Origin of the sequence: Bacillus marinisedimentorum (genome assembly GCF_001644195.2) — a bacterium.
GTDB lineage: Bacteria > Bacillota > Bacilli > Bacillales > Bacillaceae_O > Bacillus_BL > Bacillus_BL marinisedimentorum.
Genome location: NZ_LWBL02000018.1, coordinates 41311 through 62468 on the forward strand (window position 1 = coordinate 41311; position 21158 = coordinate 62468).

Annotated in this window: 20 protein-coding genes; 5 read left to right on the top strand and 15 right to left on the bottom strand. The window is 45.6% G+C overall.

The window, feature by feature from the left end; genetic code table 11:
- The 7 genes from pdhA to A4U59_RS05975 form a co-directional block, all read right to left on the bottom strand.
- Entirely contained in the window at positions 1-1086 is a 1086-nt protein-coding gene (gene pdhA / locus A4U59_RS05945; RefSeq protein ID WP_066176423.1) for a pyruvate dehydrogenase (acetyl-transferring) E1 component subunit alpha, read from the bottom strand.
- 975 nt (positions 1087-2061) lie between these two features.
- Positions 2062-2745: a YkyA family protein gene (locus A4U59_RS05950; protein WP_066176426.1), complete on the bottom strand. Its 684-nt coding sequence runs from the start codon at positions 2743-2745 to the stop codon at positions 2062-2064.
- 904 nt (positions 2746-3649) lie between these two features.
- Positions 3650-4207: a 2-oxoacid:ferredoxin oxidoreductase subunit gamma family protein gene (locus A4U59_RS05955; protein ID WP_066176429.1), complete on the bottom strand. Its 558-nt coding sequence runs from the start codon at positions 4205-4207 to the stop codon at positions 3650-3652.
- Positions 4204-4947 carry a thiamine pyrophosphate-dependent enzyme gene (locus A4U59_RS05960; RefSeq protein ID WP_245680502.1) on the bottom strand — a complete coding sequence of 248 codons (744 nt, stop codon included), beginning with the start codon at positions 4945-4947 and terminating at the stop codon, positions 4204-4206. The genes A4U59_RS05955 and A4U59_RS05960 overlap by 4 nt, the downstream gene beginning before the upstream one ends.
- Entirely contained in the window at positions 4940-6022 is a 1083-nt protein-coding gene (locus tag A4U59_RS05965) for a 3-methyl-2-oxobutanoate dehydrogenase subunit VorB (protein ID WP_066176435.1), read from the bottom strand. Before A4U59_RS05965 ends, A4U59_RS05960 begins: the two co-directional genes overlap by 8 nt.
- Positions 6023-6039: 17 nt before the next feature.
- Positions 6040-6270 (bottom strand): ferredoxin family protein, encoded by a 231-nt coding sequence (locus A4U59_RS05970; protein ID WP_066176438.1) that lies wholly within the window; start codon positions 6268-6270, stop codon positions 6040-6042.
- Positions 6271-6283: 13 nt separating this feature from the next.
- Positions 6284-6970: a hypothetical protein gene (locus tag A4U59_RS05975; protein ID WP_066176440.1), complete on the bottom strand. Its 687-nt coding sequence runs from the start codon at positions 6968-6970 to the stop codon at positions 6284-6286.
- Positions 6971-7196: 226 nt separating this feature from the next.
- Between A4U59_RS05975 and def the strand changes: the two genes are divergently transcribed.
- Positions 7197-7751 carry a peptide deformylase gene (def, locus tag A4U59_RS05980; protein WP_066176445.1) on the top strand — a complete coding sequence of 185 codons (555 nt, stop codon included), beginning with the start codon at positions 7197-7199 and terminating at the stop codon, positions 7749-7751.
- A gap of 65 nt (positions 7752-7816) precedes the next feature.
- Here the strand turns inward: def and A4U59_RS05985 are convergent, their stop codons facing one another.
- Complete coding sequence (locus A4U59_RS05985; RefSeq protein WP_066176448.1) at positions 7817-8590, bottom strand: Cof-type HAD-IIB family hydrolase; 774 nt, start codon at positions 8588-8590, stop codon at positions 7817-7819.
- A 447-nt stretch (positions 8591-9037) separates the two neighbouring features.
- Here A4U59_RS05985 and A4U59_RS05990 point away from each other — a divergent pair, with 447 nt between their 5' ends.
- Both A4U59_RS05990 and rnjA read left to right on the top strand, forming a co-directional pair.
- Positions 9038-9247, top strand: coding sequence for a DNA-dependent RNA polymerase subunit epsilon (locus tag A4U59_RS05990; RefSeq protein ID WP_066176450.1), 210 nt, complete (start codon positions 9038-9040; stop codon positions 9245-9247).
- Positions 9248-9250: 3 nt separating this feature from the next.
- The gene (gene rnjA, locus A4U59_RS05995; protein ID WP_066176455.1) at positions 9251-10918 is read left to right on the top strand and encodes a ribonuclease J1; all 1668 of its coding nucleotides are present in this window, start codon (positions 9251-9253) and stop codon (positions 10916-10918) included.
- Between the two features lie 343 nt (positions 10919-11261).
- On the opposite strand, the gene A4U59_RS06000 is transcribed toward rnjA, so the two are convergent.
- From A4U59_RS06000 to A4U59_RS06025, 6 genes are all read right to left on the bottom strand, one after another.
- On the bottom strand, positions 11262-11930 hold the full coding sequence (locus A4U59_RS06000; RefSeq protein WP_066176457.1) for a potassium channel family protein: 669 nt from the start codon (positions 11928-11930) through the stop codon (positions 11262-11264).
- Between the two features lie 170 nt (positions 11931-12100).
- A complete protein-coding gene (locus A4U59_RS06005; protein WP_066176459.1) occupies positions 12101-13114 on the bottom strand; it encodes a cytochrome d ubiquinol oxidase subunit II in 1014 nt (337 codons plus the stop codon).
- A 23-nt stretch (positions 13115-13137) separates the two neighbouring features.
- A complete protein-coding gene (locus A4U59_RS06010; RefSeq protein WP_066176462.1) occupies positions 13138-14466 on the bottom strand; it encodes a cytochrome ubiquinol oxidase subunit I in 1329 nt (442 codons plus the stop codon).
- A 472-nt stretch (positions 14467-14938) separates the two neighbouring features.
- Entirely contained in the window at positions 14939-16789 is a 1851-nt protein-coding gene (locus A4U59_RS06015; protein WP_066176465.1) for an ABC transporter ATP-binding protein, read from the bottom strand.
- Entirely contained in the window at positions 16786-18555 is a 1770-nt protein-coding gene (locus A4U59_RS06020; protein ID WP_066176467.1) for an ABC transporter ATP-binding protein, read from the bottom strand. The genes A4U59_RS06015 and A4U59_RS06020 overlap by 4 nt, the downstream gene beginning before the upstream one ends.
- 400 nt (positions 18556-18955) lie before the next feature.
- On the bottom strand, positions 18956-19498 hold the full coding sequence (locus A4U59_RS06025; protein ID WP_066176470.1) for a peroxiredoxin: 543 nt from the start codon (positions 19496-19498) through the stop codon (positions 18956-18958).
- Positions 19499-19803: 305 nt separating this feature from the next.
- On the opposite strand from A4U59_RS06025, the gene A4U59_RS06030 reads away from it, so the two are divergent.
- Both A4U59_RS06030 and A4U59_RS06035 read left to right on the top strand, forming a co-directional pair.
- Positions 19804-20652, top strand: coding sequence for a mechanosensitive ion channel family protein (locus A4U59_RS06030; RefSeq protein ID WP_066176474.1), 849 nt, complete (start codon positions 19804-19806; stop codon positions 20650-20652).
- A 60-nt stretch (positions 20653-20712) separates the two neighbouring features.
- Positions 20713-20922 (top strand): ChaB family protein, encoded by a 210-nt coding sequence (locus tag A4U59_RS06035; protein WP_066176477.1) that lies wholly within the window; start codon positions 20713-20715, stop codon positions 20920-20922.
- Between the two features lie 52 nt (positions 20923-20974).
- Here A4U59_RS06035 and A4U59_RS21985 read toward each other — a convergent pair.
- The coding region (locus A4U59_RS21985; protein ID WP_211274906.1) for a hypothetical protein at positions 20975-21158 on the bottom strand (184 nt) is incomplete at its 5' end.

Genomic DNA, 21158 nt, shown 5'->3' on the forward strand with positions numbered 1-21158 from the left:
TTACTTCGACTCCTTTGCTTTATATTCTTCACGCTGCTCCGCCAGGTTCTGCGGCAGCTCTTCATACATGATGTCGATCAGATCTGTAACTTTTTGTTTTGGTGCTTCATCCGCCTTTTTGATGGCCGCTTTGATTTCATCCTTTGCTCGTTCCACCACTTCGTTTTCATCTTCTTCAGACCATAAGCCTTTCTTATCCAGGTACTTTCTGAACCTTACGAGCGGATCTTTCTTTTCCCACTCATTGTCAAGGTCTTCTGTACGGTAACGTGTTGGATCGTCACCAGCCATTGTATGTGGTCCGTAACGGTATGTCATCGTTTCAATCAATGTCGGCCCTTCACCGTTAACCGCACGTTCTCGGGCAGCTTTTGTAGCCGCGTACACGGCAAGGACATCCATTCCGTCCACCTGCAGACCTTCAATACCGGCTGCAACAGCTTTTTGAGCAATCGTTTTTGCTTTTGTCTGGGCTTCTACAGGAGTGGAAATGGCAAAGCGGTTATTCTGGACAAAGAAAATAGCCGGGGCATCAAATGCTCCCGCAAAGTTGATGCCTTCATAGAAGTCGCCCTGTGATGATCCGCCGTCTCCGGTATATGTGACAGCTACAGCATCTTTGCCCCGCTTCTTCATTCCAAGTGCCACACCGGCAGTCTGGGTGATCTGCGCACCGATGATAATTTGCGGAGGCAGTGCGTTGACACCTTCAGGCATCTGATTTCCCTGGAAGTGGCCGCGTGAGAATAAGAATGCTTTATAAAGCGGCAAACCATGCCAGATAAGCTGAGGAACATCCCGATAACCAGGTAGGATATAATCGTCTTTGGTAAGGGCATATTGGCTGCCGAGCTGTGATGCTTCCTGGCCTGCCGTAGGGGCATAGAAGCCGAGTCTGCCCTGGCGGTTCAGCGAAATGGAGCGCTGGTCAAGAATTCTTGTGTACACCATACGGGTCATCAATTCGCGAAGCTTCTCATCAGAAAGCTCCGGCATCGCTTCCTCGTTCACTACCTCTCCATCTTCATTCAGGATCTGAAAAGTCTTGTACTGCTCTTCAACGTTTTGAAGAACTTTGTTTTCCATTACCTTCACCTCTTCCTTATTTATAGAAGCAATAATCCTAACTTTGAATGAAATCAACAGAATGAAAACCATACAAGAATAGGGTGTCCAAAAGATAGGATGGTATAAAAAAAACTGTTTTATCATCCAGACCTGTTTGCATCCTGTGAATCAATCAGGATCTGCCGTTGAAATCCAGTGTTTTACATACGCCCACTTCAAACTGTATCAATCATTCATCCAGTAAAATTAATACACCTTAAGTACAAAAACCAGTTTACACTATTCCATTTTCATCCGTCAATATCTTTGCTTTTAAAGGAATTGGGATTATCCGTTCACATGGTGTTCACAAAGAAACACTACAGAAACAGCGCTGTATTAGTATAATTTTTCACCTGTATTATATAAACTCGCAGCCGTGACGCGAAACTTATATCAATAAAGTTATACCTTCTTGACGTTTAAACATTCCCACCTTCTGTTTTGCCTTAAATACTATATTTTAAACAATTATTCCGGTCCTTCCTGAAGCCGATGAACGGAGGGAAAACGGCTCAGATAATCGACAGCCAACAGACACAGTCGTATGGCGGGCAGAACGGGGCCTGCAAATGGTTCAAAGGCTGAAACTGTTCCAAATACATAGAGAAAACTCGCCGATGGCAAGCCTTTAGGCGAAGACAGAGGCCTAATCGCCCTTATCTGTATTCTTAAAATTGGCCACTGCGTCGAAATGCTCCCTTGCTCACAAGTTATACTTTCGTATATTGGAACAAAAGCGCAAGGCGCCCCGCTTAGCGGCGTACGCATAAGCGGGGGTACCCGCAGGAAGGAGGGTCTTCCTTCCCGAGGGGATCACCGCTTATAACGATAGCCGCTGGCGCCTGGAGCTGGTTGACTCCTTCCTGGCTTTTTAATCCACGACGCAAAAATTTTATAATTTCCTTAACAATAAAAAAACAGGGAACGGAAATTCCGCTCCCTGTCAGTCATTTATTCAGATGCATTCTGTTCTTTTTCCTGGCCTTCGAGCTGGACATCAAGATCGGCCATTTTATAGAACTCTCTTTTTGACTTATTGTATTTCTCAGTCAGGTCATTGAATACTTTATTTGCTTCCATTACACTGTCATAACTTTTATTCACTTCTTCAATATGCTTTTTCAGCTCTTCAAGTTTCAGCTCTTTATCCTGGAACATTCCATAAAGTTCGAGATCATGCTCAATTGCTTTGCTGTATGCATCATAGAGTGCTGCATAAGCGTCGTACCTGTCATTCATATAAGATGAAAGCTCAGCAGCTTTCTTTTTTAACTGATCGTCCTCGAGCTCACCGGCAAGCTCCTCCACCTTGCTGAATTCTTCCCTGGAAGCCTCAATGCTTTCCTTCTCTTTTTCAATCATTTCTTTCCGTTTTCCGGCAAGTGTTTCAGCTTCTTTTGACAAACTGGAGATCTTGTCAAATTCCTCCATTTTCAATCCGACAATTTCATTATAAAGCTGCTGTTCTTTTTCCTCAGCTTCAGATAACGGTTCCTGCTGTTTTTCAAATTGCTCTTCCTGCTCAACAGCGCTCTCCAGTGCCTGATAGATTTCTTCTTCTGGCTGCGTGCCGATACTGCATCCCCCAAGGAAAAAAGAAACCCCGGCGATTGCTGCTATAAAATTGCGTTTCATCTGACAGCTCCTCCCTAATTTATGCCTGTCCTATTCCATTGTATGCGACACAGCTTAAAATGCATACTAAAAATTAAACCATTTCCTATTTTAGCAAAACCGGGCTGTGATTGCTAAAACAATCTAATAAAGTTTATTTCTTTTTTCAGGGATTAAACAGCAGTTTTATGGTTGATATCCAGCCAAATATGAAAAGGCTATTGAAAGTAGTTCAGGTGTTTTGGAGAAAACCTATACCTCGTATAGCACAATTGAATTCACAGCTTAAATTGTACAATAAGCAGCACAATAACTTTGGGCGCTGGGCTTTTCATTTGTAAGAAGTTATTCCATTACAGCACCCTTTACCGGAACAATATTTTATGAATATTATCACAGGATATTCTGGAGCTTACCCGTTCCTTTCCGCTGCAGGCTAGCCCCCTGAAGCAGAAATCAACTCCCCGTTTCATAGTGCTATGTATAGAGAACAAAGTCCTTCCTTAATCCGCTAATCTGCCTTTTAACTGAATGAACAAAATGATTCTCCTGTTTGTTTTAGCCTAATTCAGTATTTAACACTTCAAATTACACTTTTAATCACATCAAATAGCAAAAACTTCCTCGCTGACAATTTGCACTTTCCATATGGGGAACAAATGCGTAGCGGCGTACGCATAAGCGGGGATTCCCGCAGGGAGGTGCTCTTTCCTCCCGGATGGGGATCACCGCTTATGACGATAGCCGCTGGCGCCTGGAGCTGGACGATTCTCTTCCGGCTTTTTATCCACAACGCTTACATTTTATAATTTCCTTAACAGCAAGAAAAAAAAGGCTTGCCGGACAGCCAGGCAAGCCTTCGTCATTCACAATTGCACCAGATGGCAAACAGGCATCATGCTTCCTGTTATTTATCTTTAACCGCTCAGGGCTTGACAGTCTGCTGCTTTGCCGCCAATTCCATCCCTTTCTCCAGTGCTTTTTTGTTAAGCTCAAGAATCTGTGGGTTTTTGTTTGAAAATAATTTTTCCATCGCCCCAATAATTGCCGATTCATCGGCGGCGCCCGTCAGTTCGAGCAAAGCGCCCAATAAAATGATATTGGCAGTTTTGGCTTCCCCGAGCTCCAAAGCGGCCTCAGTAGCCGGAATGTAAACGGATATCAAGTCTTGCCGTTCTGATACAGAATCAACAAGGGAACGATTCACCACCAGCACTCCACCTGCCCTTACAAGCGGTTCGAACTTGTGAAACGACGGGTTGTTCAGGACGATTGCGGAAGAAGAATATGTGAAGATTGGCGAACCGATCAAATCATCGCTGATGACAACCTGCACATTGGCAGTGCCGCCGCGCTGCTCCGGTCCGTATGAAGGCAGCCACGATACCTCTTTTCCTTGAATCATACCTGCATATGCGAGCAGTTGTCCCATCGTCATGACACCCTGGCCGCCAAAACCGGCAATTACGATTTCTTCTTTCATCGCGCACCGCCTCCTGTATCCTTATACACACCGAGAGGATAGACCGGCATCATCTCATCCTTCACCCAGCCGAGAGCCTCGTCCGGTGACATTCCCCAGTTTGTCGGACAGGTGGACAACACTTCAACAAGTGAAAAACCCTGCTTATTTTTTTGGGTTTCAAATGCTTTGCGAATCGCTTTTTTGGCTTTGATGATATTCGGCCCGCTGTTTACCGATGCCCTCTCAATGTATGCAGATCCGTCAAGGGTTGCGAGCATTTCGGAAACACGGATCGGTGACCCCTGGACCGACGTGCTGCGGCCTGCAGGTGTCGTTGCTGTCACCTGGCCGACGAGCGAGGTCGGCGCCATTTGCCCTCCAGTCATACCGTAGATGGCATTGTTAACAAAAATGACAGTGATATTTTCCCCCCTTGCCGCTGCATGGACGATTTCTGCCATGCCGATTGAAGCAAGGTCGCCGTCACCCTGATACGTAAAAACAAACCTGTCTTCAGGAAGCACTCTTTTCAAACCTGTTGCAACTGCCGGGGCGCGACCGTGCGCAGCCTGGGTCATATCGCAATTGAAGTATTCATAGGAAAGCACCGAACAGCCGACCGAAGCCACACCGACGGTATCCTCCAGAATCCCCATTTCTTCCATCACTTCTCCGACGAGGCGGTGAATGATCCCATGTGTACATCCCGGACAATAATGAGTATCAGCTTCCTTCAAACCTTTCGTCCTTTCAAACACGGCTTTCAATGCGCTCACCTCCGGCTATGGCCAAATTCATAATTTGTTCCAGGATTTCCTCCTGCGCCGGCACGACTCCGCCCGTCCTGCCAAAGAAATGGACAGGTGCCCGGCCGTTTACCGCTAGCCGCACATCTTCCACCATCTGCCCTGCGCTCATTTCTACACATAAATATCCTTTCACGTTACCGGACATGACATCAAACGGTTCATCCGGGAACGGCCATAAAGAAATCGGACGGATCATCCCTGCTTTCACTCCATTTTCCCTTGCAGCATCAATAGCATTCCTTACAATTCTTGATACGGTGCCGTAAGCAACGAGGATGTAATCGGCGTCTTCGATTTTGTAGGTGCTGTATCTGATTTCACTTTGTTCGATTTTAACGTATTTCTCCTGCAGGCGTTTGTTGACCTCTTCCAGGTTGGCCGCATTCAGTTGCAATGAAGTGACCGTTTTTGCCGGCCCATCACCTCTTGTTCCGTTTGTTGCCCAATCTTTTTCCGGCAAGTGCCTTCCTTCCCGCTTCGGAAACTGGACCGGTTCCATCATCTGGCCGAGCATGCCGTCACCAAGCAGTATGACAGGTGTTCTATAATAATCGGCTATGTCGAACGCCTCTTGCATCAATTCAACAATTTCCTGCAAAGAAGCTGGCGCAAGGACAGGAACACGATAATCACCGTGCCCGCCGCCTTTTGTAGCCTGGAAATAATCCGACTGGGCCGGCTGGATATTCCCAAGTCCCGGACCCCCACGCATCACGTTGACAACAACTGCAGGAAGTTCCGCACCGGCAAGGTAAGAAATGCCTTCTTGCTTGAGGCTGAAACCCGGGCTTGAGGAAGAAGTCATTACCCGTACACCTGCACTGGCCGCGCCGTAGACCATATTAATCGCCGATACTTCGCTTTCAGCCTGGAGGAACAGGCCTCCGACTTCAGGCAGCCTTTTGGCCATATAAGCGACAAGCTCGCTCTGCGGCGTGATCGGATAGCCGAAGAAATAATGGCATCCCGCCTGGACAGCGGCCTCTGCTAGAACTTCATTGCCTTTCATCAAAACTTTTTCCATTTCGACCCCTCCCCTGTTCACGATGCAGAGCTCTTTCTTTCCGGCCTATATACTGAAATGACACCGTCAGGACAAATTCTCGCACACGCGGCACAACTTGTGCATGCTTCCTGGTCAATCACTTCCGCAGGCCGATAGCCTTTTTTATTGATCCTGTCAGCAAGCTTGATGATATGTTGCGGACACTCATTTACACAAAGACCGCACCCTTTACATCTCTCTTCTTCAAAAACGACCCGTTTGAGCATGTGATCTCCTCCTTTAATTTTCCCAGGGTGTTTTCAAGTAACGGACAATCGGCATAATTTCGTTATCGGTTTTGAAAGCGTTTATTTGGCCGCCAAACCTTTCGTCAATGACAGTAAAGGCAATGGGGATTGCTGTTTTACCACTGACATATTCCACAATTTCCAATCCTTTTTCAATAAAAGCGAGAGTCGTTTCACCGGCAAGATTCGCATTATTGATAAGGCCGGTTACTTTAAGCCGGGATGCCTCTTCTACCGCCCTGATTGTATCGATGATCCCATCTGGCCCAGACGTGTAAGGCCGCCCGATATTGATGACAAACAGAAATTCATAATTCTGATCCTTCAAATCATGGTAATATTGGCCAAGGACAACAGCGCCATCGCGGTCTCCTCCGACATCAACAATCAACCGGCGGTCACGTTCATGAATAGCAGCAGGCAGCCGGCCCGTCACAATCGGCAAATCAGAGAGTGCGATTCGTTCTTCCGGCGCAATGACATCAATCCCTTTTTGCTCAAGCTCTCTCCGCAAATCCCTTGTCCTGAAATAAGGGTTGATAACATCCAAATCGCCAAGCCCCACTTTTGCATGCGTGTCTCTTTCCCGAAATGCCATATTCAGTGCGATTTCTGTTTTGCCGCTTCCGAAATGGCCGGTTATAATTGTGATCCGTGCCCTTTTATCGACCGTCTTCATTTTATACAACCCCCTGTATCCCCTGCTTTAATTGTAGTAACTAAACGCAGGTAAGCGGTTACAAAGTTGTGATGAATTTTTGAAATATCATGTTCAAAAAGAACAGCCTGTTCTAAAAACTGTTCATTTAAAAGACAGGCCGGAAATATGCTAAACTATAAAAGGAAAGAATTCACCAGAGTGAAACAACGTTTAAGTGAGGATAGAAAAAGGAAGTGATGACGCCTTGATTACAATGAAAGATATTATTAAAGAGGGGGAACCGGTTCTGCGCGAAACAGCAGATGAAGTGGGGATGCCGCCTTCCGCCGGGGAACAGGAAACATTGAGTGACATGCTGCAATTTCTTAAAAACAGCCAGGACCCAGAGATGGCTTCTAAATACAATCTTCGTCCGGGTGTAGGACTCGCCGCCCCGCAAATCAATATTCCAAAACGTATGATTGCCGTTCATGTGACAGATGAGAAAGACCGGTTATACAGCTACGCGCTGTTCAATCCCAAGATTTCAAGCCACTCAGTCGAGCAAAGCTATTTGAGCGGCGGCGAAGGATGCCTTTCCGTTGACCGGGATGTCCCGGGTATTGTCCCCCGTTATGCCAGGATAACCGTACAGGGAACTGATGTTGAAGGGAATAAAGTGAAGCTGAGGCTGAGGGGATTGCCGTCCATCGTCTTCCAGCATGAAATTGATCACTTGAACGGTATCATGTTCTACGACCATATCGACCAGGAAAATCCATTCGATCCGCCTGCCGGCGCTAAAGAGATCAACCGCTGACCTATTGTTTGAACAAAAAACGCCGCTGGCCAGCGGCGTTTTTTCATATTAATATCCATCCCGTATCATTTCAGCAATCCAACCATTTTAAGGCCGTGTAATATCCCATCCTCAGTCACGTCCTTTGTTACATGAGATGCGGCTTGCTTCACTTCGGCCAGCGCGTTGCCCATTGCAACCCCGGTACCGGCATACTGAAGCATCTCCAGGTCATTCAGAGCATCACCAAAGGCATATACCCGGCTCCTCGGTATTCCGAGCTGGCCGAGGAAGACTTCTATTCCTTTTGCCTTAGATCCTCCCGCCGGCAATATGTCCTGTGATTTTTCATGCCAGCGGATAAATTTTATCCCATCGAACCGCCCATCGTAAAGATGCTGTTCTGCTGCTGTACTGAACAGCAAAGCCTGATAAATATCTCTATCTTTATAGTAATCGGGGTCATATTCAGGATGTTCCATCTTCAGGCTGCCGATACTCTCCTTTATATGACTGTGCAGCCTGGCGTTTGCCTTCATGCCCTGATGATCGAGAAAAACAAGCGGATGGCTGTAGCCTGCTGCGTATTCATCAACCTGTTTCAACACATTCCGATCAAGCGGATTGGCATAAATGACCTCCCCCTGATAAACGACATATTGGCCGTTAAAACTTACAAAAGAGTCGATGCCAAGTTCATTCCTGATATCCTCGAACATGAACGGCGCCCGTCCTGTAGCAATCGCCACATCTACTCCCGACTTTTTAAGCATGTCGACAGCATGTTTTGTGGATTCCGGTATTTTTTTATCATGATCAAGCAATGTACCGTCAATATCGAAAAAAACTATATCTTTCATTTATTCTCATCCCTCACCAGTATGATTGATGCTCTCAATTCCTATCATACGGTACTTGATAGGAACAAAGATGTCAACAGCAGCGCACAACAAGCATGTATGCCCCCTTCTCTTCGGGTTAAACTAGTAATAATCTGATCACCTGGAAAATGGGCGAAAATGCGGAAACATTAAAGAAAAAACGCGAGAAAAGTCCAAATGAGAAAAAGTTTTTCGAAAAAATAGAAACACTTTCCTGTTAAATGCTTGTTTCCACCGGTTGTTATTGTGTAATATATATTTAATGCGGATAGAAGCTGAGTCAAGCAGCTTTGAGAACGTTAATGCCCGGTGCAAGCATATGAAAGCTGACATTTTAAAAAAACGGCCTTATTTTCGCGGCGAGCGGGAATAACATAAGAAAAGCACGATACAAGCAAAAATGGACATTCAAGGAGAGATTTACCAATGATTTTTAAAGTATTGTACCAGAAGGATAAGAACCAGGTTCCAGTGCGCGAACGTACAAACGCCATGTACGTAGAAGCGGATTCGGAACGTGAAGTCCGCCAAAAGCTGGCAGAACGAAACCATAACATTGAATTCATTCAGGAAATTAACGGGGCATTTCTTGAATACGAACAAGCATCAGAAAATTTTAAATTGGAGACGTTTTAGTATATGAAATTTGTAAAAAATGACCAGACAGCAGTGTTTGCATTAGGCGGTTTAGGAGAAATCGGGAAAAACACGTACGGCATTCAATTCCAGGACGAAATCATCCTGATCGATGCGGGGATTAAGTTCCCCGAAGATGAACTCCTCGGAATCGATTACGTCATCCCTGACTATACCTATCTCGTAAAAAATGAAAATAAAATCAAAGGCCTTTTTGTCACACACGGACATGAGGACCATATCGGCGGCATCCCGTACCTTTTGCGGGAAATTAACATTCCGATATATGGCGGCAAGCTCGCCATTGCCCTGATCCGCAAAAAATTGGAAGAACACGGACTATTGCGGAATGCAAAATTATATGAGATCGAAGAGGAAGATATCATTAAGTTCCGTAAAACATCGGTATCGTTTTTCCGCACGACACACAGCATCCCCGATTCTCTTGGAGTAGTCGTGAAAACACCTCCCGGCAACATCGTCCATACCGGCGATTTTAAGTTTGACTTCACTCCGGTAGGAGAACCGGCCAACTTGACGAAAATGGCCGAAATCGGGCGGGAAGGCGTTTTATGCCTACTTTCGGACAGCACGAACAGTGAAATCCCGAATTTCACAATGTCCGAACGAAAAGTCGGGGAAAATATTCAGGATATCTTCCGCAAAGTCGAAGGACGCATTATCTTTGCGACGTTCGCATCTAACATTTACCGCCTGCAGCAGGTTGTTGAAGCTGCTGTGAAAACAAACCGCAAAATTGCTGTTTTCGGAAGAAGTATGGAAAACACAATTGAAATCGGAAGGGAACTTGGCTACATCAACGCCCCGAAAAACACATTTGTTGATGCACATCAGCTGAACAGGCTGCCTGCGGACCAGGTGACCATCCTTTGTACAGGAAGCCAGGGTGAACCGATGGCTGCCCTATCCCGAATTGCCAACGGTACACACCGGCAGATACAAATCATGCATGGTGACACTGTCGTCTTTTCTTCCTCGCCGATTCCAGGTAATACCGTCAGTGTCGCCAGGACAATCAACGCCCTCTACCGGGCGGGCGCAGATGTCATTCACGGGCCGTTGAGTGATATTCACACTTCCGGACACGGGAGCCAGGAAGAACAGAAATTGATGCTCCGGTTAATGAATCCGAAATTTTTCATGCCGATACACGGGGAATACCGCATGCTTAAAATGCACACGAAGCTGGCGAAGGATACAGGCGTTCCCGAAGAGAACTCCTTTATTATGGACAACGGGGAAGTGCTTGCCCTCAGTTCCGATAAAGCATCTGTTTCCGGTAAGATTCCATCAGGCTCTGTATACGTTGACGGCAGCGGAATCGGCGATATCGGAAATATTGTCCTTCGCGACCGGAAAATCCTTTCTGAAGAAGGCCTTGTCATCGTCGTTGTCAGCATTGATATGAAGCAATTCAAAATTGCAGCAGGTCCAGATCTCATTTCACGGGGTTTCGTCTACATGCGCGAGTCCGGAGATTTGATCAATGACGCCCAGGCGCTTATATCCAAACACCTTGACAAAGTGATGGAGCGCCGCACAACCCAGTGGTCCGAAATCAAAAACGAAATCACGGACACACTGGCACCATTCCTATACGAAAAAACAAAACGCAGACCAATGATCCTGCCAATCATCATGGAAATATAGAAATGCGGAGAGCACCGGGTTGCGGCGTATGCATAAGCGGGGGCATCCGCAGGAAGGCGTTTTTTCCTTCCTGAGGAGGCCACCGCTTATGTCACTAGCCGCTGGTGCTCGCAGCTGGACAATAGAAATTGCGGAAGGCGCCGGTCAGCGGCGTACGCATAAGCGGGGCGCTCTTACAAAGGGCGCCCTTTCCCTTTGAAAGAGTGTACCGCTTATGACGATAGCCGCTGGCGCCTGGAGCTGGACAATCGAAATGCCGAGAGCACCGGTCAGCAGAACCAATCCAACACCAAAAAGAACCGTCCATAATCATGGACGGTTCCTTTATGTTTATTTATTCAATTTACATTCTGTCGTCAGCAAGTCCTTTTTCAAGACGCGTAAGATCCTTATCGGCCCCGATGACAATCAAAATATCCCCTTCATGGATCTTTTCATTCGCCATTGGAGACACAATAATTTCCTGTCCACGTTTCAGTGCTACAACGTTACAGCCGTAACGGGCCCGGATATCAAGTTCAATCAGCGTCCTCCCGTCCAACTGCTTGCCTGCAATCAATTCAACGATAGAGTGCTCATCCGAAAGCTCCAAATAATCCAAAACATTGTTGGATATCAAATTATGGGCAATCCGGTTCCCCATATCCCTTTCCGGATGAACGACCCGGTCTGCGCCGATTTTTTCGAGAACTTTTGCATGGTAATCATTTTGTGCTTTGACGGTAATATGTTTGACACCCAGTTCTTTTAAAATAAGTGTTGTAAGGATACTTGACTGGATGTTATCTCCGATTGCTACAATCACATGTTCAAAGTTGCGGATACCGAGGCTCTTCAATACAGCCTCATCGGTCGTGTCAGCCATGACTGCATGCGCAGCTGTATTAGCGAATTCATTTACGCGATCCTCATCGATATCGATTGCCAGCACTTCCATGCCTTCTTTCGCAAGAGCCCGGCAAATACTGCCGCCAAAACGGCCAAGGCCTATTACTGCAAATTCTTTTTTCATTTTCGATTCCTCCACTTTTGCTGCAAAACAATCTGACCATATTTTAACACACCATGTATTTTCCTGCCGTATATTTTGAGAAAATACCTCTTCGCTCTTCAATCATGATAAAATCCTGATGGCATCCCTGTTTGAAAAGCCGGCGACAGAACGCCTACACCGTTGAGGAATCATTTTTCCCCTTTTACATAGTCAGCATCGAACAGGAATAATCGCATCAAAAGGATAAGAGATGGAATTAATAGAAACAGTCCTGCTATGAAAGCGATAACGAGGGCAATCCCCATTGTCGAGTTTGTGAATCCGGATTCCAGCGTAATGTACGGATATAAAATATAAGGTAAATGGGAAACCCCATAGCCGAAAAACGCAAAGAGAAATTGGAACATCACCATTACAAACGCTGTCCCGTAATGTTTCCTTTTCCAGATTAGCGTTACAGCAGCCAGGAAAAAAATCAGAGATAACACAAACATCCAGGAATAGTCGATCATCCGCTCAAAATGGACAGAGTTATGTGTTTTTAAAGACGCAAACACAAGGAGACTTGCCAGAATGGCTGGCGGGCTCCAGAACAGGGCAAATTTCCGCAATTCCTCGAGTGCCGGAACATCTGCGGCTTTGTCTGCATAGTACGTCAGAAATGATGCACTGATGAAAAGGACTGAAACGATTGCAAGAAATACGACACTCCAGGAGTAAAAGCTCGTAAACAGCTCTCCGGCATGAAATACGACTTCCCCTCCAGTTTCTTCAATGAAACCTCCTTCAGACATCGTCAACGCGGTCGACATCGATGCGGGAATGAGCAGACCGGTCGCACCGTATAAAAACGTATATAACTGTGAATCTTTTGAACCATAGTTTCCGAATGCGTAAAACGAACCCCGAATAGCCAGCAAGACGAGGACGATGCTGCCTGGAATCAACAGAGCCGTACCATAGTAATATGCCGTATCTGGGAAAAAACCGATCAGCCCGACAAAAAAGAAAACAAAAAAGACATTTGTCATTTCCCATACAGGTGAAAGATATCGGCTGATGATATCATTCATGATATGCTCTTTCTTTTTCAGCTTTCCGTAATATGCGTAGAATCCGGCACCGAAATCAATCGATGCCACGATAAGATACCCATAAAGGAACAGCCATAAAACAGTAATGCCCAGCAGTTGAATCGTCATCTCATGATCTCCCCCTTTCTCTTTTATTCCTTAAACCTGTACTCCAGCTCAGCCTCAACCGGGTTATTTTTAAACATCTTCCAGAGAACACGGACAGATACCCAGCCCAATACGATATACAATGCAACAAACAGGACAAGCATCAAACCGACGGAATCTGATGTGGTCGCACCTTCAGACACTTTCATATATCCACGCAATATCCAGGGCTGGCGTCCGACTTCCGCAAAAATCCAGCCAAGTTCAATTGCAACCATTGCCAGAGGGCCGCCAGCCGTAATAAGTCTCAGCAGCCATTCATTCAATGGGTTAAAGCGTTTCAGCCGGTATGCGATAATGTAGAGGAATGAGACGCCTGCCAAATACATCCCGATCATGACCATTCCATCAAACAGGTAGTGAATCCATAGAGGCGGTGTTTCATCCGGCGGAAACTCGTTCAGGCCGATCACTTCGCTGTCCGTCTTGCCGTGGGCAAGAATGCTCAATGCTTTCGGGATATGGATGGCGCCGTTAATGTTTCGGTCTTCATCAATGACACCAAACAAAATCAAATCGGCCCCTTCCTCCGTTTCAAAGTGCCATTCGGCGGCCGCCAGTTTTTCAGGCTGATATTCAGCCAGGAACTTGCCGGAGAAATCTCCGATTACTGCTGTCGCAACTGCAAAAAGAAAACCGGCAACCATAGTGAGCCGCAATGCTTTCTGATAATACACTGTATTCCTGCCCTTAAGTATATAAAAGGCCGTTATTCCAGCCAGGACAAACGCTGACGTAAGGTAAGCGCTGGAAAGGACGTGGGCAACCTTTGTCGGTGTTGCAGGGTTAAACATCGCTGCAAGCGGCTGAATGTCCGTTATGACCCCGTTCTCAATCAGAAAGCCTTGCGGCGTATTCATGAATGCATTGACGGTTGTGATGAAAAAAGCAGAAGCGGATGCCCCGATTACAATCGGAATCGAAAGAAGCCAGTGATAAATCGGCTTATTGAACCGGTCCCATGTATATAAATAAATTCCTAGGAAAATGGCTTCAAAAAAGAAAGCGAACGTTTCCATGAAAAGAGGCAAGCTTATGACCTGTCCTGCCACCTGCATGAAAGTCGGCCACAGCAACGACAGCTGCAGGCCAATTGCTGTCCCTGTCACGACACCGACCGCCACAGTGATGACAAATCCCCGTGTCCAGCGGCGGGCGAGCATCAAATAATGATTATCTTTCCGTTTAATGCCGATCCATTCAGCCAGGGAGATAAGCAATGGCACCCCGACACCGATCGTGGCGAAAATAATATGGAATATAAGTGTGACCGAAGTCAATATCCTGCTTAGCAATACGCTGTCCATTTCCATTTTTAAAACCCTCTCTTTCTCCCTGATGCACTCCTGGCCACCCAGGAAAAGTTAAGTTTGCACTATATGTATATGGTAAACCCCAAAAATGAAGGTGCAGTGAAATATTCTTGAACATTTTGTGACGACATTCACATATATGACCGTCATAGTTCTACTCTTTGTAAGACAATGAGTTAAATGGATGGTCCTTCCGCTTTATTCTATACCCGGCATAGCTCAAGCTTAATCTCAAATAATATTGGAAACCAGCGGATAACCAAATAGTAACCGATCAGTCCGGAAAACCTTTTTGTGTCTGTTTTGAATGTTATTCACTGTATACTGAAAACTCGCCGATTGGCGAGCCTTTTTGCGAAGACAGAGGGCGCATCCCCCCTTACTTCCCTGCTGACAGGTTATCCTTTCCTGTACAGTAAAAAGCCGCAGGATTGCCCCTGCGGCTTTTTAATCGGTTAATTGCCGGCCTCACTCAGCCGGCTGCCCCTTTATCAAGCATATTGAATTGCGCTTTCACAAGGCGGTAGTATTCACCTTCTTGCTCCATCAATTCATCATGATTTCCCTCTTCAATTTTTTTCCCGTGGTCAAGGACGACAATTTTACCGGCTTCCCTGATTGTGGATAGCCTATGGGCGATAATAATAGCTGTCCGTCCTTTCAGCAACGTCCGCAGCGCTTCCTGAATCTGCATTTCCGTCTCCGTATCTATGCTGGCAGTAGCTTCATCAAGAATGAGGATTTTCGGATCGGCCAGCAATGCCCTCGCGAAAGAAAGAAGCTGTCTTTCTCCCTGCGATAAAATATTGCCGCGCTCTTCAACTTCTGTTTCATAACCGTTGCTCAGTTTTGATATGAATTTATCCGCACCGACTGCTGAAGCTGCCCTTTTCACCTCTTCATCGGATGCATCCGGCCGGCCGAATCTGATATTTTCAATAATGGTCCCTGAAAAAATGAATGTATCTTGAAGGACGATGCTTATTTGTGTCCGCAAGTCACTCAGCTTCACGTTCCGGATGTCATGGCCGTCAATCTTCAATGACCCTTCTGTAACATCGTAAAAACGGGTGACAAGATTGGCGATCGTCGATTTGCCTGATCCGGTATGGCCGACGAGCGCCGCCGTCTGTCCCTGTTCAATAATGATCGAGACATCATCGAGGGCTTTGTTCCTCTCATCATATGCAAAACTGACATGATCAAGTTCAATTCTGCCCTTCATATCTTCAAGTGGTACAGGATCTTTCTTCTCTTGCACGTTCGGCTGCTCATCAAGGAACTCGAAAATCCTTTCAGAAGAGGCCATCCCGACAAGCAATTGGTTGTATACCTGTCCGAGCCGGGAAATCGGTTCCCAGAACATGCCAAGATAAAAAGCAAACGACACAAAAACTCCAATGGTGATCTCGCCCGACTGGATGAAAGTCGCCCCTATCCATATTAAAATAGCTGTTCCGACTGCATTAGACATTTCAACAAACGGCCGGAACATCGCATTCTTCTGGGTTGCATCCCGCCAGCTCTCCATCGTCTCACTGTTCACGACATTGAAAAAAGCCATGTTCTCTTTTTCCTGAGTGAAAGACTGGGTCACCCGGATACCCTGAATGCTTTCATTCAAATGTGAATTCAGCTTTGACTGCCGGATTCTGACTGTTTGCCAGGAACGGCGGATCGTTTTCCGCAGGTGGGTCGATATAAAAAACATGATCGGCAAAATGACCATTATGGCAAGGGTCAACTTTGGGCTGAGTGCAAACAAAATACCGACGATGCCAATCAGCATGATGACATCCATCAACAGATTGATGACACCATTTGTGAATAAGTCCTGCAATGAATTGACATCGTTCTGTATCCGGACAAGGATCGAACCGGCCGAACGGTTGTCAAAGAACCGATGGCTGAGCCGCTGGATATGCGTAAAAAGATGATGGCGCAAGTCGTATATGACTTGCTGGCCGAGCCGGTTCATCCAGCGGATCCGGAGCAAGTTCGCTGCATATGACAAAATATACAGGCCGCTAATAACAGCTACAAGGGTCCATAACAGCGGCAAATTTTTATTTTTGATGGCATGATCCATTGTGTAGACACCGATCAAGATCGGCACAATCAGGCGGACTGCTGTAGAGATGAGCATCGCAACAAAAGCGAGCGGCAACAAATTGGTGGAGTATGGTTTCAAATAACTGAACAGCCTCGCCATCTGAGACCAGTTGAACGGTTTTTCGATTGCCTGGTCAGTTGAATAACGAAACCGGTTCAATGTCCGTTCGGAAACATTTTCCCTTGCTTTTTCCACTGTGTTTTTACTCATTCCGCCACCTCCTGCCTGACCTTGTTCTGAATAATCTTTTCACGATCCTGGAATTGAATGTCATAAATCCGTTTATACGCACCGCCGTTTTCCAGTAATTCTTCATGACAGCCGCGTTCCACCACTGCACCGTCATCTAAGACGAGAATCTCATCTGCATGTTTTAAAGAAGAGATGCGGTGGGCGATAATAAACGTCGTCCTCCCTTTCATCACTTCCTGAAGCGCTTCCTGGATTTTGAACTCGGTTTCCATATCCACCGCGCTCGTAGCATCATCAAGAATGAGGATACTCGGATCAATCAGCAGTGCCCTCGCAATGGACACACGCTGCTTCTGCCCTCCTGATAGACCCATGCCGCGCTCGCCGAGCATCGTATCATATCCATTTTCCATTTCGGTAATGAACTCATGTGCCTGGGCTCGCTTAGCAGCGTCAATAATTTGGTCCATCGTCGCATCCGGAGAACCGTATGCGATATTATCCTTTATCGATGAGGAGAACAAAAACGGTTCCTGCAATACGAAGCCGATGCTTTTTCGGAGGGTTTTCAATGAATATTCATCAATGTCGCGCCCATCAATGAATATTTGCCCGTCAACCGGATCATAGAACCTGCTGATCAGCTGTGTAATGCTTGTTTTGCCTGACCCGGTCGACCCGATCAATCCGATTGTTTTTCCAGGCTCAGCAGTAAAGGATACATTTTGCAAGGCCGGTTTGTCTTCTTCGGTATATTGGAGCGTCACATCGCGAAACTCAACTTTCCCCTTCAACCTCATCCCGGCAATTGCATCTGTTTTTTCCGTATGTTTTTCATCCTCTTCCAATATTTCCAGCAGCCTTTCCCCAGAAGCTTTTGCCTGTGAAAATGTGTTAATGACGAATCCGAGGTTCATAATCGGCCCGATGATATACCAGACGAGGCTGAAAAAAGCGACAAGCTTACCTACCTGGAGGTCGCCGGAAATGACAAGATAGCCTCCAAAAGACAGCAGGGCAACGACGGAAATATTGCCGATGAATTCCATGAGCGGAAAATACTTGGCCCAAATATCGGAAGTCGTTATATAGTTTTCTTTATAATCCTTGTTCTTTTCCACAAATTTATTGACTTCGAAATCTTCCCTGCTTAACGATTTGACCGTGTTTATACCGCTTATATTCTCCTGTACTTTTGTGTTCAAATTCCCGAACGATTTACGGATTCCCCGGAAAGCCGGGTGAACCTGTTTATCGAATTTATATACGACCACGGCCAGAAACGGAAGGGCCGCCAGCGTCACGATCGCCAGTGGTATTGAATAATAAAACATTACAGCCAGGCTTACGCTGACAAGAAGCAAAAAGTTCAGTACCTGTGCAAATCCGAAGGAAAGAAAGAAGCGGAACCCTTCGACATCGGCTGTCAGCCTTGACATCAAATCACCGGTTTTCGCATTGTCATAGTAGCGGAAAGGCAGGTATTGAAGCTTTTGATACAGCTCCCTCCGCAACGCATACACCGATTTGATCCCAAATAAATCGCCGAGATACTGATGAAGATATGTAGCAGCCCCCTTCACCATCATAATGAGGATGAAGCCAATTGAAAGATAAGGAATGTATTGATAATTTCCCGCGATGATAACATTATCGATTGTCACTTGTAAGATGATAGGATAAATCACTGTAATTCCTGTCACGAAAACAAGGAAAAACATAGACAGCAAAAAATTACGTTTGTAAGGCCAATAAAATTGTTTCAACTTTTTAAACGTATCCAATCAGGTCCCTCCTTTAAAACAGCCGTAAATATAAATATATCGATACTCGAAATATCTTGCCATCAGGATTAAGAGGCAAATCAGGCTGTTTTTTCCTAAAAAAATGCATATCTCTCAAAAAATTTTCGATTTTCTCTTTTTTTCAAAAATTCCACCTGATTGAAACGAGTTGCGGGTGTGAGTTGATTGCTGATATGCCTGAAATGAACACATGAGCAAGGCGCCCGCCTAGCAGAGTATGCATAAGCGAGGCATCACCGCTTATGACGATAGCCGCTGGCGCCTGGAGCTGGACGATTCCCTTCTGGCTTTTTATCCACAACGGTTAAATTTTATAATTTGTTTAACAATGAAAAAAGCCTGACGACGGTTCGTCAGGCTTTGACTGCATGCTTTTGATTTAAAGTGTTTCCTGGCCAGGCTTCCAGTTTGCCGGGCAAAGACCGCCTGTTTGAAGTGCTTGAAGGACACGGATTGTTTCCTCGACACTGCGTCCGACATCGTTATGGTGAACGACAGAATATACAAGTTCACCTTCAGGGTTGATGATGAACAGGCCGCGAAGCGCGATACCTTCTTCTTCAATCAAGACACCGAAGTCGCGGGATACAGTATGATTCGTATCAGCAGCAAGCGGATATTTCAAATCGCCAAGTCCGTTGTCGTCACGGGATGTGTTGATCCACGCCAGATGAGTGTGAATTGTATCAGTGGAAACGCCGATTACTTCTGCATCAAGGTCTTCAAACTGATCATGTGCGTCAGAAAGAGCAGTGATTTCTGTAGGACACACGAAAGTGAAGTCCATTGGATAGAAGAACAATACCGTCCACTTGTCCTGCTTCATCATGTCCTCAAGGCTTACTTTACCGAACTCCTTGTTTGGCATTACCGCGTCCATTTCAAAACGCGGAGATTGTTTCGCTACCATACGTTCTGCCATATGTATCTCCTCCTATAAAAATGAATTGTTTGTCCTGCACACTGGTTATTATAACGAAGAGTTACTTTTTAGTCAATGTTAAATAATAATTAGTGTAAACTAATAACAATTCAATTAACTCTTGTTATCGTATCCAAATTAAGGATTCCCCTTTTCCCGGCAAATATGCAGGACTTCCACAGATTCTTCCCTCTCCGTACAATCAAAGAAGAAAGTGTGATAAACTGAAAACCGGTTTCAATAACAGTGTACCATGAGAAATTCATGGAAATAAAATGATATGATGCAGAAAGAGAGGTTTTTATATGGATTTTTCAGATATTTTACAAAACATTGCGTGGGCGGAAATTTTGAAGGACACTGCGGTCATCCTGCTTAAGCTGATCGGGATATTCATCGCCTTCGCAATTGTAAAGGGCATCGGCAGCAGGCTGATCGATTCAGCGTTTGACCGTGTCCAGAAACGGGATAATTTATCAGCTGCCCGAGCAAAAACGCTTACGTCATTATCAAAAAACATTTTCTCTTATACGCTGATTTTCATCTTTATCGTGATGATTTTTGAAATCTTCAATTACGACGTAAAAGCACTTCTTGCTGGAGCAGGCATTATCGGGCTTGCCGTCGGTTTCGGTGCACAGGGGCTTGTCAGTGATATCGTCACCGGTTTTTTTCTGCTGCTTGAAAAACAGCTTGATGTTGAAGAATACGTCACAATGGCTGGTTATTCAGGCATTGTCGAATCCGTCGGACTCCGCACAACCCAGGTGAGGGCATTTGACGGCACGCTCATATACATTCCAAACCGGGAGATTTCAAGCTTGAGCAATCATTCCCGCGGCAACATGAGGGCACTAGTCGATATGAGCATTTCCTACGGTGACAACATTGACGAAGCGACTGCCATCCTGCAAAGTGCCTGTGATCAATTTGCGGCAGAAAACGAAGCCGTCAAAGAAGGTCCAAACGTCATCGGCGTTCAAAGCCTAGGAGCTTCGGATGTTGTGATCAGGGTTATTGCAAAAACGGAAAATGGCGCACAATGGGAAGTTGAACGGCAGCTGAGGAAAATCCTCAAAGAAACACTTGATCAAAACGGTATCGAAATCCCTTACCCTCATCAGGTTTACATCAATAAGAAACAGGAAAATTAAATAGCAAGGTTTCGACATTCAAGGAACCTGCAAATGACTGGACAAGGAGGAATTCGCTTTATGCCATACGAGTCCATAGACGATTTGCCGGAACGAGTGAAGGATAACTTGCCGCATCATGCCAAAGAAATTTTCATGGAGGCCTTCAACTCTGCTGAAGAAGAGTACGATGACGAAGATACCCACTTCGCCGTTGCCTGGAGTGCAGTTAAGAATGAGTACGAAAAAAATGATGAAGGTGAATGGGTGAAAAAGGAAGAGGACCAGTGATGAAGGTAACGGTTTAGGTTGAAAAATAATGAAATCTTCTCTTTCATAAACGTTATTTGACTCGCTGCCAAATGATTTGGAAATCCCCAATAGAATTGGCCGTAAAAAAATCCATGAAGAAACCTACAGGTTCGGTTTTCAAGTACAAAATGGAAAATACCACACCAAACAGCAGTCCGATTAGCAACAAAATTGGGCTGCTTATTTTTTTGATATAGGCTCTGTTAAACGTAAGT

Coding starts and splice junctions, on each gene's coding strand:
- pdhA (WP_066176423.1), bottom strand. CDS start 1,086: ATGGAAAACAAAGTTCTTCAAAACGTTGAAGAGCAGTACAAGACTTTT.
- A4U59_RS06025 (WP_066176470.1), bottom strand. CDS start 19,498: ATGGCAGAACGTATGGTAGCGAAACAATCTCCGCGTTTTGAAATGGAC.
- rnjA (WP_066176455.1), top strand. CDS start 9,251: ATGAAATTTGTAAAAAATGACCAGACAGCAGTGTTTGCATTAGGCGGT.
- A4U59_RS05955 (WP_066176429.1), bottom strand. CDS start 4,207: ATGAAAGAAGAAATCGTAATTGCCGGTTTTGGCGGCCAGGGTGTCATG.
- A4U59_RS06015 (WP_066176465.1), bottom strand. CDS start 16,789: ATGAGTAAAAACACAGTGGAAAAAGCAAGGGAAAATGTTTCCGAACGG.
- A4U59_RS05950 (WP_066176426.1), bottom strand. CDS start 2,745: ATGAAACGCAATTTTATAGCAGCAATCGCCGGGGTTTCTTTTTTCCTT.
- A4U59_RS06005 (WP_066176459.1), bottom strand. CDS start 13,114: ATGACGATTCAACTGCTGGGCATTACTGTTTTATGGCTGTTCCTTTAT.
- A4U59_RS05990 (WP_066176450.1), top strand. CDS start 9,038: ATGATTTTTAAAGTATTGTACCAGAAGGATAAGAACCAGGTTCCAGTG.
- A4U59_RS06010 (WP_066176462.1), bottom strand. CDS start 14,466: ATGGAAATGGACAGCGTATTGCTAAGCAGGATATTGACTTCGGTCACA.
- A4U59_RS06000 (WP_066176457.1), bottom strand. CDS start 11,930: ATGAAAAAAGAATTTGCAGTAATAGGCCTTGGCCGTTTTGGCGGCAGT.
- A4U59_RS05975 (WP_066176440.1), bottom strand. CDS start 6,970: ATGAAGACGGTCGATAAAAGGGCACGGATCACAATTATAACCGGCCAT.
- A4U59_RS06035 (WP_066176477.1), top strand. CDS start 20,713: ATGCCATACGAGTCCATAGACGATTTGCCGGAACGAGTGAAGGATAAC.
- A4U59_RS06030 (WP_066176474.1), top strand. CDS start 19,804: ATGGATTTTTCAGATATTTTACAAAACATTGCGTGGGCGGAAATTTTG.
- A4U59_RS05970 (WP_066176438.1), bottom strand. CDS start 6,270: ATGCTCAAACGGGTCGTTTTTGAAGAAGAGAGATGTAAAGGGTGCGGT.
- A4U59_RS05985 (WP_066176448.1), bottom strand. CDS start 8,590: ATGAAAGATATAGTTTTTTTCGATATTGACGGTACATTGCTTGATCAT.
- A4U59_RS05965 (WP_066176435.1), bottom strand. CDS start 6,022: ATGGAAAAAGTTTTGATGAAAGGCAATGAAGTTCTAGCAGAGGCCGCT.